The organism is Stenotrophomonas sp. 28608_Sma (assembly GCF_056486185.1).
In genome coordinates this window covers 52,183-67,992 of the sequence record NZ_CM151308.1, presented here as the reverse complement: position 1 = coordinate 67,992, position 15,810 = coordinate 52,183, and the positions used below count along the sequence as shown (strand labels likewise).

15 protein-coding genes are annotated in these 15,810 nt (G+C 67.2%); 4 read left to right on the top strand and 11 right to left on the bottom strand.

Features of this window, described 5'->3' with window-relative positions; all coding sequences use genetic code 11:
• Positions 1-3 precede the first annotated feature (3 nt).
• Positions 4-924, bottom strand: a complete 921-nt coding sequence (gene ttcA / locus ACZLHH_RS00285; protein WP_180843176.1) for a tRNA 2-thiocytidine(32) synthetase TtcA — start codon at positions 922-924, stop codon at positions 4-6.
• A 91-nt stretch (positions 925-1,015) separates the two neighbouring features.
• Here ttcA and ACZLHH_RS00280 point away from each other — a divergent pair, with 91 nt between their 5' ends.
• Positions 1,016-1,219 (top strand): YdcH family protein, encoded by a 204-nt coding sequence (locus ACZLHH_RS00280; RefSeq protein ID WP_005421068.1) that lies wholly within the window; start codon positions 1,016-1,018, stop codon positions 1,217-1,219.
• A 100-nt stretch (positions 1,220-1,319) separates the two neighbouring features.
• On the opposite strand, the gene plsB is transcribed toward ACZLHH_RS00280, so the two are convergent.
• The 4 genes from plsB to ACZLHH_RS00260 all read right to left on the bottom strand — a co-directional run bounded on the left by plsB (position 1,320) and on the right by ACZLHH_RS00260 (position 6,982).
• Positions 1,320-3,956 (bottom strand): glycerol-3-phosphate 1-O-acyltransferase PlsB, encoded by a 2,637-nt coding sequence (gene plsB, locus ACZLHH_RS00275; protein WP_107432561.1) that lies wholly within the window; start codon positions 3,954-3,956, stop codon positions 1,320-1,322.
• Positions 3,956-4,906, bottom strand: coding sequence for a hypothetical protein (locus tag ACZLHH_RS00270; protein WP_107432560.1), 951 nt, complete (start codon positions 4,904-4,906; stop codon positions 3,956-3,958). The genes plsB and ACZLHH_RS00270 overlap by 1 nt, the downstream gene beginning before the upstream one ends.
• Positions 4,907-5,330: 424 nt before the next feature.
• Positions 5,331-6,062 carry an orotidine-5'-phosphate decarboxylase gene (gene pyrF / locus ACZLHH_RS00265; protein WP_180844753.1) on the bottom strand — a complete coding sequence of 244 codons (732 nt, stop codon included), beginning with the start codon at positions 6,060-6,062 and terminating at the stop codon, positions 5,331-5,333.
• Complete coding sequence (locus ACZLHH_RS00260) at positions 6,059-6,982, bottom strand: 5'-nucleotidase, lipoprotein e(P4) family (RefSeq protein ID WP_049461551.1); 924 nt, start codon at positions 6,980-6,982, stop codon at positions 6,059-6,061. Before ACZLHH_RS00260 ends, pyrF begins: the two co-directional genes overlap by 4 nt.
• A gap of 101 nt (positions 6,983-7,083) precedes the next feature.
• Between ACZLHH_RS00260 and ACZLHH_RS00255 the strand changes: the two genes are divergently transcribed.
• Positions 7,084-7,734 (top strand): YceH family protein, encoded by a 651-nt coding sequence (locus tag ACZLHH_RS00255; protein ID WP_180844752.1) that lies wholly within the window; start codon positions 7,084-7,086, stop codon positions 7,732-7,734.
• A gap of 26 nt (positions 7,735-7,760) precedes the next feature.
• On the opposite strand, the gene ACZLHH_RS00250 is transcribed toward ACZLHH_RS00255, so the two are convergent.
• The 4 genes from ACZLHH_RS00250 to ACZLHH_RS00235 all read right to left on the bottom strand — a co-directional run bounded on the left by ACZLHH_RS00250 (position 7,761) and on the right by ACZLHH_RS00235 (position 11,709).
• The gene (locus ACZLHH_RS00250; protein ID WP_180844751.1) at positions 7,761-8,288 is read right to left on the bottom strand and encodes a GNAT family N-acetyltransferase; all 528 of its coding nucleotides are present in this window, start codon (positions 8,286-8,288) and stop codon (positions 7,761-7,763) included.
• A gap of 91 nt (positions 8,289-8,379) precedes the next feature.
• Positions 8,380-8,823, bottom strand: a complete 444-nt coding sequence (locus ACZLHH_RS00245; RefSeq protein ID WP_180844750.1) for a DUF3592 domain-containing protein — start codon at positions 8,821-8,823, stop codon at positions 8,380-8,382.
• Between the two features lie 61 nt (positions 8,824-8,884).
• Positions 8,885-9,625 (bottom strand): DUF3592 domain-containing protein, encoded by a 741-nt coding sequence (locus ACZLHH_RS00240; RefSeq protein ID WP_177179515.1) that lies wholly within the window; start codon positions 9,623-9,625, stop codon positions 8,885-8,887.
• A gap of 107 nt (positions 9,626-9,732) precedes the next feature.
• Positions 9,733-11,709, bottom strand: a complete 1,977-nt coding sequence (locus ACZLHH_RS00235) for a UvrD-helicase domain-containing protein (protein WP_032128682.1) — start codon at positions 11,707-11,709, stop codon at positions 9,733-9,735.
• 101 nt (positions 11,710-11,810) lie between these two features.
• On the opposite strand from ACZLHH_RS00235, the gene ACZLHH_RS00230 reads away from it, so the two are divergent.
• Both ACZLHH_RS00230 and ACZLHH_RS00225 read left to right on the top strand, forming a co-directional pair.
• Positions 11,811-12,431: a thymidine kinase gene (locus tag ACZLHH_RS00230; RefSeq protein ID WP_008264720.1), complete on the top strand. Its 621-nt coding sequence runs from the start codon at positions 11,811-11,813 to the stop codon at positions 12,429-12,431.
• 95 nt (positions 12,432-12,526) lie between these two features.
• Positions 12,527-13,231, top strand: a complete 705-nt coding sequence (locus ACZLHH_RS00225; RefSeq protein ID WP_032128680.1) for an SEL1-like repeat protein — start codon at positions 12,527-12,529, stop codon at positions 13,229-13,231.
• Between the two features lie 42 nt (positions 13,232-13,273).
• Here the strand turns inward: ACZLHH_RS00225 and ACZLHH_RS00220 are convergent, their stop codons facing one another.
• Positions 13,274-14,878: an OpgD/OpgG family glucan biosynthesis protein gene (locus ACZLHH_RS00220; protein ID WP_012509627.1), complete on the bottom strand. Its 1,605-nt coding sequence runs from the start codon at positions 14,876-14,878 to the stop codon at positions 13,274-13,276.
• Between the two features lie 105 nt (positions 14,879-14,983).
• A complete protein-coding gene (gene mutM / locus ACZLHH_RS00215) occupies positions 14,984-15,796 on the bottom strand; it encodes a bifunctional DNA-formamidopyrimidine glycosylase/DNA-(apurinic or apyrimidinic site) lyase (protein ID WP_049422377.1) in 813 nt (270 codons plus the stop codon).
• Positions 15,797-15,810: the final 14 nt, after the last annotated feature.

The window sequence follows — 15,810 nt, the reverse complement described above, 5'->3', positions numbered from 1 at the left end:
ACCTTAAACGGTGGGCGTCTCGGGATCTGCGTCGGCGTCGGCCGGGGAGCCGGCCAGCCAGGCATGGGCGTCGGGCAGCGGCGCGTCGTCGCGACGGCCCAGCGCCATGAAGTCGAACAGGGTGGTGTCGGCCAGCTGCGAGGGCCGGACTTCGCCCATGGCACGCGCGATCTGCTCGATGCGGCCCGGGTGGTCCTTTTCCCACTGCTTCAGCATCAGGCCGACCTGGCGGCGCTGCAGGTTCTCCTGGCTGCCGCACAGGTTGCAGGGAATGATCGGGAACTGGCGTGCCTGTGCGTACTCGACGATGTCGCTTTCGCGCACATAGGCCAGCGGCCGGATCACCACGTGTTTGCCGTCATCGCTGCGCAGCTTCGGCGGCATGCCCGACAGCTTGGCGTGGTGGAACAGGTTCATGAAGAACGTGGCCACCATGTCGTCACGGTGATGGCCCAGCGCGATCTTGGTGAAACCGTGGGTCTCGGCGTAGTTGTACAGCGCGCCACGACGCAACCGCGAGCACAGCGAACACATGGTCTTGCCTTCCGGGATGACCCGGCTGACCACCGAATAGGTGTCCTGCTCGATGATGTGATACGGCACGCCCAGGCCTGCCAGATATTCCGGCAGTACGTGCTCGGGGAAGTCCGGCTGCTTCTGGTCCAGGTTCACCGCCACCAGCTCGAACGGCACCGGCGCCTTCTTCTGCAGCTGCAGCAGCACGTCCAGCAGGGTGTAGCTGTCCTTGCCGCCGGACAGGCAGACCATGACCTTGTCGCCGGCCTCGATCATGCCGAAGTCGGCAATCGCCTCGCCGACCTGGCGGCGCAGGCGCTTGGCCAGCTTGTGCTGCTCGCGCTCGGCCACGCGCGGATCACGGGCGGCGCGCGGCTGGGGATCGGGAAGGGAAATCACGGCACTCATGGGTTCCATTCTAACGGCTCGGAGCGGCCACGGCCGGGGGTCGGGATTCCCCTCTCCCGGCAGTCATCATCGCTGTGTATGCTCGGAGGCTGTGGACACCTACAGCCCCGCCGAGATCGTCGAGCACCTCGCCGCCCTGCGCGCCGAGCACCGCCTGCTGGATGAACAGATCACCCGCATGGCCGCCAATGGCGAGGACGAGCTGGAAGCCAAGCGCCTGAAGCGGCGCAAGCTGCAGCTGAAGGACTGCATCGCCAGGCTGGAAAGCCTGCAGATTCCCGACGAACCGGCCTGAGCGGTGGCCCATCCACGCATGGCGTGGATCTACTGCTTCGCCCCGGTAGATGCCAACCTTGGTTGGCATGCCGTTCGCCGGGCACGGCCCGGCGCTGCCTTCAATCCTGCGGCGCAGGCTCGTCCGGGCGTGCCGCTTCCGGGCTGACCCGTTCGATGGTGTGGCGCAGCTCGCGGCCGAGGATGAACTTGGCATCCTTGGCCCAGGCGTCCAGGCGTTCGTCGAACAAGAGCTTGCTGTTCTCGTCCGGCCACACCAGGCGCAGCTCGCGCAGCTTCTGGATGAAGCCGCGGAACAGGGACTTGTCGAAGAACTCCGGTGCCGCCGGTGCATAGAGCAGGCTCAGCCGCTGCGCGGCCTGCTGGCACAGGCTTTCCAGCTCGGCCGCGCCGAGCACGCCGGGGCCGTTCTTCACCAGCACCGAGATGGCGATGTAATAGCGCTCGAACGCCTGCTGCAGCGAATGGCCGATCGCACGCAGGCGGAACACCTCGTCGGTCTGCCCCGTATTGCGCGCCAGGATGCCGCCGTCGTCATCGTTGACGTTCTGCAGCAGACCCTCGCGCACGAACACGTCGATGGTCCGGTCGATGCGCAGGGCGAACTCGTCCTCGCTCCACGGCAGGAACAGCTCGGCCTGCAGGAACGGGTACACCGTACGGCCCAGCTGGACCAGGCCGGTGCGGCTCATGCGGCGGTTGTTCTGGAAGCAGCAGGCCACCCACGACGAGGCGGTGAACAGGTGCACCACGTTGTTGCGGAAGTAGCTCAGCAGCACTGCGGTATCGCCGCTGACGCTGAGCACGTCGCCCAGCGGGTGCTTGATGCGGGTGAGGACGTTGATTTCCTCGGCATGGGCGATGATCCGCTCCGGCGAGTGCGGGGTCACCGTCACCCGGTCCGAGTACGGCATCTCGACCAGCAGGGTCTTGCACAGCTCGATCTGCGCGATCAGGTCGGCCTCGCCCATCGCATGCTTCGGCGTGGACAGCAGGGCCAGCGCCAGCAGGTTGATCGGGTTGACGTCGGCGGCACCGTTGATGCGCACCTGGATGCGTTCGGCCAGCGTATCCACCGTGGTCGACAGCCACGCCGGCTTCTCGTCCTCGGAGACCGCCTCGCCCTTCCACTCCGGCGCCTTCTCGGCGAGCACGTCGTTCAGTGCGATAGGTTCGCCGAAGTTCACCACCACCTGGCCGTAGTTCTGCTTGAGCACCTTGGGGATGCCCCACAGCAGCGACCAGATCGATTCCTTTTCCTTCGGCCGGCCGGACAGTTCGTCCAGGTAGCTGCCGCCCTCCATCAGCTTCTCGTAGCCAATGTAGATGGGCTGGAACAGCACCGGCTTGCGCGGCTGGCGCAGGAACGCGCGCAGCGTCATCGAGATCATGCCGCCCTTGGGCTGCAGCAGTCGGCCGGTACGCGAGCGGCCGCCTTCGACGAAGTACTCCAGCGAGTAGCCACCGGCCACCAGCTGCGCGACGTATTCGCTGAGCACCGCCGAGTACAGCGCGTTGCCACGGATCGAGCGGCGGATGAAGAACGCACCGCCCTTGCGCAGCAGGGTGCCGACCACCGGCAGGTTCAGGTTGATGCCGGCCACGATGTGCGGCGGCACGATGCCACGGTCGTACAGCAGGTAGGACAGCAGCAGGTAGTCCATGTGGCTGCGGTGGCTGGGCACGTAGACCACTTCGTGGCCCGGCGCGGCGGCCTTGAACTTGTCCAGGTGGTGCACCAGCACGCCCGCATAGATGCGGTTCCACACGTGGCTGAGCATGAAGCTGGCCGAGCGCACCACCGGGCTGGAATAGTCCGCGGCGATTTCCCAGGCGTAGGCGTGTGCCTTCTTCCAGGCATCGGCCGGCTTCGAATTGTCGCGCTTGGCCTGTGCGGCGATCGCTTCGCGCACCGGTTCGGCGGCCAGCACCTGGTCGACCAGCAGGCGCCGCGTCGACAGGTCAGGGCCGATCACCGATTCACGAATGCGGCGGAAATGGGTACGCAGCACGCGCTGCAGCTTGCGCACCGTACGCTCCGGCTCCAGGCCTTCGTCCACGGTGCTGCGCAGCGAGATCGGCGGGGCGAAGCGGACGATGGTGCTGCGGCCGTTGAGCAGCACCGCCAGCAGGCGGCGGAAGCGACCCACCAGCGCCCAGTTTTCCGAGAACAGCACGGCGAACCAGCCGCTCTGCTTGTCCGGCGCGCGGCCGACGAAGATCGACACCGGCACCAGGTGCACGTCCAGGTCATCGCGCACGCGATGGGCCTGCAGGACCTTGGCCAGCGAGTCCGAATGGGTCTTGGCGCCGCGCTGCTCGGGAATCAGCGAGTTGCTGGAGCTGCGCCGCGACAGCGCCAGGTAGGCGCGCTTGCGGCCGGTCGGGTCACCGGCCAGCGGCACCAACGGCGATGGCAGGCCGGCCTGGCGGCAGGCCTTGTCCAGGATCAGCGCATTGGACAGGCCGTAGTCTTCCAGCACGTACATGACCGGGCGGCCATCGTTGTACTGGCCCGGGTCTTCCGGTTCGATCTTCAGCGACAGCCACGGCTCGACCAGACGGCCGAGCAGGCGAGCCCACAGCGGGCGGCGGCCAGCCGGACGCGCGTGCGCGGGCGGCGGTACCGGGTTCGGGCCGGTACCGGTCGAGGGGGACGCCGGCACCGTATCGGCGGGCGTCGACTGGGATTCTTCGCCGGGGAACGGCAGCGGGTTCTGTTTCGACATCGGCGCCATTATGGCTTAGGCGGCGGCGTTGCCGCTTCCCCACCCTCGGCGGGGGCTTCAGCCGGTGACGGCGACGCAGCGGCGCGGGCCGCGTCGGCCTTGCGCAGCAGCGCGTCGGTGTCAGCCAGGGTGCGGGTCAGGTACCAGTGGCCCTCGCGGCGGCTCAGCGGCAGCTGCAGGGTCATCTCACGCCCCGCCAGGTCGTAGTGCAGGCGCACCAGCGCGTTGTCGCCTTCCACCGAGAGCAGTTCACCGCGCACGCTGCGCAGTGCGTCATCCACGCCCAACCCGTAGCTGCCCAACACCGCCTTGAGGGTATGGATGAACGGCGCCAGCTGCTGCAGGCTGCCTTCCATGCCCGCGGCCTGCAGGCCGGCCTCATCGTCGAAGCCAACCTTGCCGGCGGCACCCACCAGCGCAGCGATCGTGCTGCGTGCACGCGCACGGTCACTGATCGGCGCGCCCTGCGCCCAGCTGGCAAGGGTTTCCACCAGGGCGATGTAATGGGCCTGCTGGCCGGGCGTATAGCCCTTCTGGTGGCGCAGGTACTGCACGCCGAAGTTGCCCATCGACTGCGCGGCCTGGCGCACGGCACCGGCCTGGCCGGCCAGCTGGCGGTCGAAGCTGCGTTGCAGTTCGGCACCGGCATTGGGCGTGCGCAGTGCGGCCAGCATCGGCAGCAGCTGGTCGCCCAGTGGCAGTTCAGTCAGCGGCCACTGGCTGTGGCCCTCGGCCCAGGCCTGCTGCAGGCGCTGGTACTGGCTGGGCGGAACCGACAGCTTTGCATAGCCGACCAGATCGTCCTCGGCCAGGCGCAGGGCCATCGCCTGCACCGCCGCAACCGGTTCGGCTGCCGGCCTGGCCGGATCGTTGGCCGGTTCACGGCACGCGGCCACGGCCAGCAGCATGACTGCCAGCCCCCATCCACGCGCAGACCTTCCTCGCACTGCCACGCTCATGCACTCGGACTCCCCGGACCGGTCCGCATCTTGCGGCCTGCGAGGTGACAGCGGCAAGCCGGGACGTCACGGTTTCCGCAGTTGCTTGTGCAAGTCACTGATCGGAATAAAAAAAGAGCCGGGATCACGAGGATCACAGGCTCTTCAAGCCGGCGCAGGGCCGGTGGACAGTGTTGTGGCACATGTCCGGTCCGAGGACCGGATGGCGGCGATCCTACGCTGCCGCTCAAGTTAAGGCAACACTTCACGTAGTGTCATATAAATCATTGATTTTATTGAGTAGCCTGATGCCTTGCGCCGGGGCCATGAAATCTACGGCAGGTTTTGCGGCGATTCGGGCACAACCGGTCCTTCGGCGGATGCAAAAACGCCATCCCGCGCGGGTCGGGATGGCGTTCGGGCCTGCAGACTGCGCAGCGGAATCTCAGCGCGTAGCCAACGCCGACGCGATTTCCTGCTGGATGGCCCGGGCCGCAGCCTGCGGATCGGCGGCCAGGCGGATCGGGCGACCGACCACGATGGCATCGGCGCCATCGGCAAAGGCCTGGGCCACGCCAACGGTACGCTTCTGGTCATCGCCGACCGGGCCACCGGGGCGGATGCCCGGGCAGACGATCGAGAACCCGGCGCCGGTAGCGGCGCGGATCGGGCCGGCTTCCTGGCCCGAGGCGATCACGCCATCGATACCGGCCGCCTGCGCGGCCAGCGCGCGCTCGACCACCACGTCCACCGGCTCACGGTCGATGCCCATCTGCGCCAGGTCCGGGCGGCCCATCGAGGTCAGCACGGTCACCGCCAGCAGGCGCATGTCGCTGCTGTTGGCGGCGGCGCAGGCTTCCATCATCGCCGGGTGCCAGCCGTGGATGGTGGCGTAGCTGACCGGCCACTGCGACAGGCGCTTGATCACCGCCGCGGCGGTGGCCGGGATGTCGAAGAACTTCAGGTCGACGAACACGCGCTTGTCGCGGCGGGCCAGCTCGTCCAACACCTGGAAGTACTCGCCGGAGGCGAGCAGTTCCATGCCGATCTTGTAGAACGCCACGCTGTCGCCGAGGCGGTCGACCCACTCCAGCGCCTGCACGCGGTCAGGCACGTCCAGCGCGAAGATCAGGCGCTCGTCATCGCGCAGCGGCAGCGGCAGCGGCGCGCGGCTCACGGTGCGTAGTCCAGCGCAGCGCGCTTGGCGTCGTGACGGGCCTGGCGCGACTGGCTGTAGTCGTTGTTGAACTGCGCCGGCTCGAAGCCGCCGTAGGTCGGGTTCGGCAGCATCCACCAGCGCTCGCCGAACCAGTCGTGGTACTGCTGCAGCAGCGCGTCACGACCGTCGTTGGTGTTGGCGGTCACTTCGACGAAATCGCCCAGCTGGTCGCCGAACTGCATCAGCACGCGGTATTTCTGCCCGGCCAGGCGGCGGCGGCAGTTCTTCTCGCTGCCGGCCTGCTCGCAGCCTTCGACCACGGTGCCCAGGCCCAGGAACACGCTGTCATCGGCCACCGGCAGGCCCTGCTCGCGCAGGTTGGCCAGGGTTGCGTCCTTCAGGTGCACGGCGCGGTTGGAGATGTACAGCAGGGTCACGCCCTTGGCGTTGGCGGCCTTGGCGAAATCAACCACGCCCGGAATGGCCTTGGCCTTCTTTTCGGCCACCCACTGGTCCCAGGTCAGCTCGTCGTATTCCTTGCCGTCGCGCACCAGGCGCGCCTGGTAGGGCGAGTTGTCCAGCACGGTCTCATCCACGTCCAGCACCACGGCCGGCTTCAGGCCCTTGGCCTCGTTGCCGCGTTCTTCCGGCACCAGCGCATCCCAGTGGGCTTCCTTCAGCGCGGCATCCAGGTGGTCGGCGGCGGCACGGTAGGTCTGCTCGGTGATCGCCTTGTACTCCTGCGCGCGCTGCATCCACAGCACCGCATTGAGGTTGTCGTTGGCAGTGGCATCGAGCGTGCCGTCGGCCTTGGCAGCGGCGGCCGGGGCCTCCGGTGCAGCGGCTTCGGCGGCAGGCGCATCCACGCGCTTGCAGGCGGACAGGCCCAGCGCCGCGGTGGCGAGCAGGGTCAGGGACAGGGAAACGGGACGACGCATGGATTCACCGGCAATCAGATATACCGGCGCATTTTACCGGCAAAGGCGGTCCCGGGACGGCTATGCTTGGCGGTTGACCCGTTGCCCTTCCGGAGGCCGCCATGACCGATTCCACCCAGACCCCCGACGTCCCCCTGCTCGACGCCGTGCAGGCCCGCCTGCTGGGCTGCCTGGTGGAGAAGGAGGCAACCACCCCGGACACCTATCCGCTGACGGTCAACGCCGCCCAATCGGCCGCCAACCAGAAGACCGCCCGCGAGCCGGTGATGAACGTCGATGCCGGCAGCGTGCAGCACGCGCTGCGCCAGCTGGAAACACTGGGCCTGGCCCGCCAGCACTTCTCCTCCCGTGCAGACCGTTACGAGCACCGCCTGCAGGCCGCGCTGGACCTGACCCGGCAGCAGACCGTTCTGCTGGCGATGCTGCTGCTGCGTGGGCCGCAGACCTTGGGCGAACTGGTCACGCGCAGCGAGCGCCTGCACCGCTTCGCCGACGCCGACGAAGCCCGCCACGCCATCGAGCGCATGCAGCAGCGCGCGCTGCTGGTAGTACTGCCGCGCGCCAGCGGCCAGCGCGAAGACCGCTACATGCACCTGCTGTGCGGTGAAGTGGACGGCGCGGCGCTGGTGGCGAAGTACGCCGGCAGCGGCGGTGGCAGCGATGCGGCCGATCCCGGCCTGGCCGAGCGCGTGGCCCAGCTGGAAGCGGCCGTGGCCGAGCTGCAGGCGCAGCTGGCCGAACTGCGCGGCTGATGGTGGGTGCCGGCCAGCGGCCGGCACTACCCGACGTCAGCCGCACCCAAGGTGGCGTACAGCCGGCTGGGCGTTTCGATGCCCGGCAACTGGATCACCCCGCGCTCCTGCATGCCCAGGCCCAGCAGGATCTTCCCGGACACCACGTTGTCCAGATCGGTGATGCCGTACAGATCCTCCAGGCCCAGCTCAGCGCGCGCATGCGCGAACACCGCCCGCGCCGCCTCACCGGCATAACCCTGCCCGGCGAAGTCCGACAGCACGGCGTAACCGATGTCCGGCGCTGGCAGGCCATCGCGGCGCACCAGCCCGGCATTGCCCAACCACGCCCCATCGGACAACCGCTCGATGGCATACATGCCGAACCCATTCAACGCATAGCTGTGCAGCACCCGCAGCGCGATGTACTCACGCGCCTGCTCCTCGCTGCGCACGTTGCGGTCCCCGATGAAGCGCACGAAGCCTGGATCATTGAGCAATGCCAGCATCGGCGCAGCATCCCGGTCTGGTTCCAGGCGGCGCAGCCGCAGGCGTTCGCTTTCGATGGGATGCATGGGTGGGCTCCGGAAGGAATACCTCGATTTTGCAACGCCAGCGCCCGCCGTGCAGCACGCTCAGGCCAAGTGGGCCACTACGATGCCCAGCCTAGCCACATGCCCCGTCACGCTGGCCGAACAGGATCGGCCAGTAGCGCACGCACAGGCGATGGACGCATGCGGCGATCAGGCAGAACCCCATGCCCATCAGCGCCAACAGCAGCGGTGCGCCCCAGCGCAATCCCGGGTGCTGGATACGAGCCTTGGAAGGCATGCCGCCGGGATATAGCACCTGTACCTGTTCGCCGACCACGTACAGTGGTGCCCCGGTAGCAAAGGACGCGGTGAACTGAATCATCTGCCCCTGTGCGGTCTGGAACCTCACCACCGGGCGATGCAGGGTGATGTCACGTGCGGGCATCCCCTCCATTTCCGACCGGGCATCCTCTGCCTGGACGGCCACCACCGTTCCGGTTACGGAAACGGCCTTGCGCGCGAAACGCTGGACGTCCACGAACAGCCAGGCGGCGGCCAGAAGGATCAGCAGGCCCACGGCAAAGAAAACAGCAAAAACATCTGAGGAGGGTGGGCATGGTGCTGGCCGGGTTGATCGATCAGCGTGCAGGTGCCGGCGCTGATCGAATGAAGGAGATATCGACATGGTAGTAGCGCGGATTGCCCGGCATGACATGGACATCCAGTTCACGCCCACTCACCTGTGCACGGGGATCGGCCCAGAGATACGCGCTGTGGAAGACATGCCATCGAGTGGTTTCAGGATCGCGCCAGGCGCAGACGATGACGAACGGATGCCTTCCCCCCGAAAATACTCCGCGATCGCGCTTGATCGCCCGGACCTTGGCTTGCACCCGTGTCCCGTGGCGAAGGAGCTGCCTGCGCCGCCATGCCCTCGCCGCCTGCGGCAGGTGCAGAAGTCCCACCCCCAGCAAGAATGGGCCGCCGGTCACTCCCAGTATGACGCTCAGGCCCCAGGGTGATGAGAGCGAACGCACCAGGGCCTTGTCCGGGCGGTCCGGCAGGTACAGCACATCTACATGATCGCCCGTCATGTAGGCACGATGGCGGGTACGACCTGCGAAGAACCGCATCACTTGCCCGCTGCTGGTAGTGAAGTCCACCCAGTACAGGAACTTCACCCCTGAAGTGCGCGAACCACCGCGATCAACGCTGACGGCATCCACATGGGTGATCCTGCCATCGGCAATGACCGCCGCATCGAGGAAGCGCCTGGCCCCAACGTAGGCCAGAAGCGCTGAAACAAGCAGGACCAGGCCCAGCCCGAGGAAGGTACGGGTGAGAACAGCAGGGATATCGTTGGACACGATGAAAGACACGGCGCGCACTTCGGGTGCGCTCACACTAGGCCTTAACCTGATGCAGGCTCAAGGCCAGAAGCGTCAATCGGACGGATTGGAATACCACTTTAGTGGCTTTTCGATCCTCAATCGAACAGCGCCTCGATCGCCGCCAACCCCGCACTCGCCCGTTCCTTCTTGCGCACCGCATCGGCCACCGGATCAGCACCATCGCGCTGGATCTCCTCCGCCGGAATCTCCTCGAAGAACCGGCTCGGCTTCAACCGCACGTGCTCACCGAACTTGCGGGTCAGCTTGCTGTAACTCATCCACAACTGGATCTTGGCGCGGGTGATGCCCACGTACAGCAGGCGCCGCTCTTCCTGCAGGTTGCCCTCGTCCAGGCTGACCTGGTGCGGCAGCACGCCATCCTCGCAGCCGACGATGAACACATACGGGAATTCCAGGCCCTTGGAGGCGTGCATGGTCATCATGCGCACCTGGTTGCCGCCCTCGTCCTTGTCACTGCGCGACAGCAGTGCCAGCTGGCCGGCCAGGTCGGCGGCGGTGGCGCCGCGCGGGCCGCCCTCGAACCACTGCGCCAGTTCCTCGATGTTGTTGGCACGGCGCTGGTAACTTGCCTCTTCCTTGGCCTGCTGGCGCAGTTCGCTGAGCAGGCCGGATTCCTTGGCGACCTTGCGGATCATGTCGCCGGAAGTGACCTGCCGGGTCTGTGCACGCAGGTCACGCAGGATGTCGGTGAAGCGCGCCAGGCTGTTGGCCGCGCGCGGGGGCAGTTGCTGCAGGGCACCGATCGCCTCGGCAGCCTGCGCCATCGGCATGTCCTTCTCCTGCGCCAGCTCGGCCAGCTTGGCCAGCGTGCCAGCACCGACGTCGCGCTTGGGTGACTGCACCGCACGCATGAACGCGGTGTCGTCGTCCGGGTTCACCAGCAGGCGCAGCCAGGCCAGCGTGTCCTTCACTTCCTGGCGTTCCAGGAACATGGTGCCGCCGGTCAGGTGGTAGGGAATGCGCAGCAGCTGCATCGCCTTTTCCAGCGGACGCGACTGGAAGTTGCCGCGGAACAGGATGCAGAAATCACTCCACGGCACATTGCGCGACTGCGCCACGAAGGCGATCTCGGCGGCAACCTTTTCCGCCTCATGTTCGCTGTTGCGGCATTCCCACACGCGGATGCGTTCGCCGTCGGCCTGGTCACTCCACAGCTTCTTCAGGTGCTCGTGCGGGTTGTTGGCGATCAGCGCATTGGCCGCGCGCAGCACGCGGTTGGAACAGCGGTAGTTCTGCTCCAGCTTGATGATCTCCAGCTTGGGATAGTCGCGCCCCATCTGCTGCAGGTTTTCCGGATTGGCGCCGCGCCAGGCATAGATCGACTGGTCATCGTCACCCACGCAGGTGAAGTTGCCCTTGTCACCGGCCAGTTGCTTGAGCAGCCGGTACTGCGCGTCGTTGGTGTCCTGGCATTCGTCCACCAGCAGGTAGCCGATGCGCTCGCGCCAGGCCAGCGCGATCTCCGGATTTTCTTCCAGGATCTGCACCGGCAGACGGATCAGATCATCGAAGTCGACCGCATTGAACGCGGTCAGGCGCAGCTGGTAGCGCTCGTAGACGCTGGCCGCTTCCTTCTCGCGATTGCTGCGCGCGGCGGCCATCGCCTGTTCGGGCGACAGGCCGGCGTTCTTCGCGCGCGACACCAGGTTCTTCATGTCCTCGATGTCATCAGGCTTGGCCCCGTACATCAGGTCCTTGATCTGCGCAGCGGCATCGTCGGCATCGAAGATCGAGAAGCCGCGCTTCAGGCCAACGGCCGCGTGCTCGATCTGCAGGAACTTCAGGCCCAGCGCATGGAAGGTGCAGATGGTCACCTCGTCGGCGTCCTGCTCGCGCAGGCGCTTGGCCACGCGCTCGCGCATTTCCTTGGCCGACTTGTTGGTGAAGGTGATCGCCGCGATGCGGCGCGCCGGATAGCGGCCGCAGCCGATCAGGTGGGCGATCTTTTCCACGATCACACGCGTCTTGCCGCTGCCCGCGCCGGCGAGCACCAGCAATGGACCTTCGATGTGCAGGACGGCGGCGGCTTGGGGGGGATTGAGACCGTGCATGGGATGGGGATTGTAGCGGGGCCGGGTGACGACCACAGCGGGCCGCCGGTGGGGTTGCTGAACGGCTTCGGCGAAGCGGGGCTGCGGCGTACAATCCGTCGATGGCCAAGCTCTACTTCTACTATTCGGCGATGAACGCCGGCAAGACCACCACCCTGCTGCAGAGCGCCCACAACTACCGCGAGCGCGGCATGCGGGTGGCGATCCTGACCCCGCGCCTGGACGATCGTGCCGGCGCCGGCGTGGTCGCCTCGCGGATCGGCCTGCGTGCGGACGGCATGGCCTTCGACCGCGATACCGACCTGCAGCGCTGGGTTGAACAGGATCTGGCAGCCAACGGCCCGATGGGCTGCGTGCTGGTGGACGAGGCGCAGTTCCTGACCCGCGCCCAGGTCTGGCAGCTCAGCGAAGTGGTCGACCAGCTGCGCATTCCGGTGCTGTGCTACGGCCTGCGCACCGACTTCCGCGGCGAGCTGTTCGAAGGCAGCCAGTACCTGCTGGCCTGGGCCGATGAGATGCAGGAGATCAAGACCATCTGCCACAGTGGCAAGAAGGCGACGATGACGGTGCGCGTGGACGAGCATGGCCACGCGGTGCAGGACGGCCCGCAGGTGGAGATCGGCGGCAACGACCGCTACGTGTCGGTCAGTCGCGCCGAGTTCAAGAAGATCACCCGCGGCGAAGGGCGGATCGATCCGGCGCAGGCGCCGCTGCCGCTGTAGCAGGCGCGCCGGTGCGCCATGACCTCCAGCGGTTTACAAGCACGCGCTGTCGCGCCTAGGCTGCGGCTCCCCTGCTGCCGAACTGGACGTCCGACATGCGCTCTGCCCTCCTGCTGCTGCCGCTGCTGTTGCTGCCCCTGCTGGCCACCGCGGCCGAGCGCCCGTCAGGTGAAGACGATGCGGCGGTGATCGGCGCCGGTTTCATGGACAGCCACCCGGACATGATGTACCGGCAATGGGGCGTCAACGCGCTGCGTCGCAACGATGTCAACGGCGCGATGGACAACTTCCGGCTGGCCGCGCGGTATGCGGACAAGCCTGCCCAGGGCTACCTCGGCGAGATGTACTGGTACGGGGTAGAGCAGCCGCGCAATCCGGTCATGGCCTATGCCTGGATGGAGGTGGCGGCCGAACGTGGCTATCCGTTGTTCGTCGAGCTGCGCAACGAGTACTGGGCCACGCTGCCGCTGGAGCAGCATGATGCGGCGCGCGCGCAGGCAAGCGCGCTGCGCGCCGAGTATGGTGACGAAGTCGCGCGCCCACGCATGGCCGAAGTGCTCAGAAAGGGGCGCCGCGAGATGACCGGCAGCCGCGTCGGCTCGATGTCCAACAACGTCGACATCGTGTACATGGACGGCGGAATCTCCCGCACCATCAAGGCCGATCGCCTCTACGACCCGAAGTACTGGGACCCGAAGCAGTACGAACGCTGGCAGGACGAAACCTGGATGAAGATCCGCCGGGGCACGGTGGAAGTGGGTGTGCCGACCCAGTCGCACGCCACCGACAGCAAGCCTTGAAACAACGGTGCCGGCATGTAGCCGGCACCGGGCCGCATCCATTCAGTACAGCGTGCGCTCCGGCGCACCTGCCGGCGGCGGGGTGTACTGGTACAGCCAGGTCTCGGTGAGGGTCTTGCCGCCACTGCGCAGGAACAGGCGGATGTCGATCTGCTCGGTGCTGCCTTCCGGCGGCACCAGGTCGAACATCGCGCGGTAGCCGTTGATCTCGCGCAGCGGGCGCGCCGACACGATCTCGACCCGGCCACGGCTGGCTTCCACCACGGCCTCGACCTCGCCCTTGTCGATCAGCCTGGCCAGTTCGCCGCCTTCGAAGTCCACCGCGAAGCGCCAGCTGAAATACTCGCGCTTCTTGCCGACCACGCCGCCCAGGCCGGTGCGGCTGGCCACGCAGTGCGCCAGCGGCGGCCGTGCCGGCGGTTCGGCACCCCAGTACAGGCGGTAGCCAACCAGCAGCTCCTGGCCCGGCTGCGGCTTTTCCTTCGGGTTCCAGAACGCCACGATGTTGTCGAAGGTCTCGTCCACGGTGGGAATCTCCACCAGCTGCACCGAGCCCTCGCCCCATTCGCCCTTCGGCTCCACCCACAGGCAGGGGCGCTTCTCGTAGAACACGCCGTCGTCCTGGTAGTGGTCGAAGTTGCGGTCGCGCTGCAGCAGGCCGAAACCACGCGGGTTGCGGTCGACGAACATGTTGAAGCGCAGGTTGCGCGGATTCAGCAGCGGTCGCCAGATCCATTCGCCGGCACCGGTCCACAGCGACAGGCCGTCGGTGTCGTGGATCTCCGGGCGCCAGTCCCATGCCATGCGGCGGTCGTTCTCGCCCACCTGGTACATGCTGGTGCACGGGGCGATGCCCAGCCGCTCGATCGCCTTGCGCGGGTACAGCGCGCTGTCGATGTCCATCAGCAGCACGTCGCCATTGGTGATCGCGAAGCGGTAGGCACCGGCCACGCTGGGCGAATCCAGCAGGCCGTAGACCACGATCGTCTCCGAATCGGCCGACGGCTGCTCCAGGTAGTAGGCGATGAAGTCCGGGAATTCCTCCGGCTTGCCCATGCCGGTGTCGATCGCCAGGCCGCGCGCGGACTGGCCGTACTGGCCTTCCTTGCCGACCGCGCGGAAGTAGCTGGCGCCGAGGAAGGCCGCGAAGTCGCGGTCGGTGTCCTTGCGGGTGTTCAGGCGGAAGCCGGCGAAGCCCAGATCGGCCGGCAGCTCGCCGTCCTTGATGCCGCTCTTGCCGTAGTTGAATGCCGCGCCGTCATAGGCCAGCTCCTGCGCCTTGCCGTCGACCACGTCGAACATGCGCACCGGCGAGTGGAAGTACAGGCCCAGGTGGAAGAACTTGGCCTGGAACTTGCCCGGCTGGTCAGCCCACAGCGCGTGGTCCTGGCGGTAGCCGATCGACTGGTACTGGTCCCAGTCCAGGCCTTCCAGACGGCCCGGCAGCACCCGCTTGTGGCTCTTGTAGGGTGCCTGTGCCAGCGCGCGCGCCTGGCCCTTCAGGGTGGCGAAGTCGAACGGCTGCGGCTGGCCGAGGCGGCGCAGGCCCATCTGGCCGCTCTTGCTGGCCGCGCACGCGGGCAGGGACGGCAGGCCGAATGCAGCCAGGGCGAGGGAGGCATTGCGGATGAAGTCGCGTCGTTGCATGCAGGCGCGTCAGGCACAGAGGGAAGGTCGGCCATCATAGGCAGACAAACGTTAACGGGCAGCGGAGACGTACTCTGCCCGTTCAGCTGCCGCTGGCCGCCCGGCTCAGCGCTGGCAATGGCTGCACCAGACGCTGGCGCGCTGGCCGATGGTGGCGTGCTTCAGCGCGCGACCACAGTTCGGGCAGGGCAGCCCGTCGCGGCCGTACACCAGCAGTTCCTGTTCGAAATAGCCCGGTGCGCCGTCAGGGCTGATGAAATCGCGCAGCGTGGTGCCGCCACGGGTGATGGCGTAGCCGAGGATTTCCTTCACCGCGTCGGCCAGCCGCTGATAGCGCCCGCGCGAGATCTTGCCGGCCTCGCGCAGCGGGCTGATGCCGGCCTTGAACAGGCTCTCGGCGGCGTAGATGTTGCCCACGCCCACCACCACCGCCTGGTCCATCAGGAAGGTCTTCACCGGCGCGCTGCGGCCACGGCTGCGGGCGAACAGGTAGTCGCCGTCGAACGCGTCGTCCAGCGGCTCCGGGCCCAGCCCCTGCAGCAGCGGATGGATCTCACCGGCGGGCTGCCAGAGCAGGCTGCCGAAGCGGCGCGGGTCGTTGAAGCGCAGCAGGCGGCCGTTGTCCAGGCTGATGTCGACGTGGTCGTGGGCGCGCACCGGCGTATCACCGGGCAGCACACGCAGGCTGCCGGACATGCCCAGGTGCAGCACCGCGCTGCCGATGGCGGTATCCAGCAGCAGGTACTTGGCGCGACGGCGGATCTCCTCGATGCGCTGCCCCGGCAGCAGCTCGGCCACTTCCGGCGGAATCGGCCAGCGCAGGTCGGCGCGGCGCAGGATCACGCCATGCACGCGGCGGCCCTGCAGGTGCGGCGCCAGGCCGCGGCGGGTGGTTTCGACTTCGGGCAGTTCAGGCATGAACCGATTCTACG

Coding starts and splice junctions, on each gene's coding strand:
- ACZLHH_RS00235 (WP_032128682.1), bottom strand. CDS start 11,709: ATGCACGGTCTCAATCCCCCCCAAGCCGCCGCCGTCCTGCACATCGAA.
- mutM (WP_049422377.1), bottom strand. CDS start 15,796: ATGCCTGAACTGCCCGAAGTCGAAACCACCCGCCGCGGCCTGGCGCCG.
- ACZLHH_RS00260 (WP_049461551.1), bottom strand. CDS start 6,982: ATGCGTCGTCCCGTTTCCCTGTCCCTGACCCTGCTCGCCACCGCGGCG.
- ACZLHH_RS00250 (WP_180844751.1), bottom strand. CDS start 8,288: ATGCATCCCATCGAAAGCGAACGCCTGCGGCTGCGCCGCCTGGAACCA.
- ACZLHH_RS00230 (WP_008264720.1), top strand. CDS start 11,811: ATGGCCAAGCTCTACTTCTACTATTCGGCGATGAACGCCGGCAAGACC.
- ACZLHH_RS00225 (WP_032128680.1), top strand. CDS start 12,527: ATGCGCTCTGCCCTCCTGCTGCTGCCGCTGCTGTTGCTGCCCCTGCTG.
- ACZLHH_RS00255 (WP_180844752.1), top strand. CDS start 7,084: ATGACCGATTCCACCCAGACCCCCGACGTCCCCCTGCTCGACGCCGTG.
- plsB (WP_107432561.1), bottom strand. CDS start 3,956: ATGGCGCCGATGTCGAAACAGAACCCGCTGCCGTTCCCCGGCGAAGAA.
- ACZLHH_RS00270 (WP_107432560.1), bottom strand. CDS start 4,906: ATGAGCGTGGCAGTGCGAGGAAGGTCTGCGCGTGGATGGGGGCTGGCA.
- ACZLHH_RS00220 (WP_012509627.1), bottom strand. CDS start 14,878: ATGCAACGACGCGACTTCATCCGCAATGCCTCCCTCGCCCTGGCTGCA.
- ttcA (WP_180843176.1), bottom strand. CDS start 924: ATGAGTGCCGTGATTTCCCTTCCCGATCCCCAGCCGCGCGCCGCCCGT.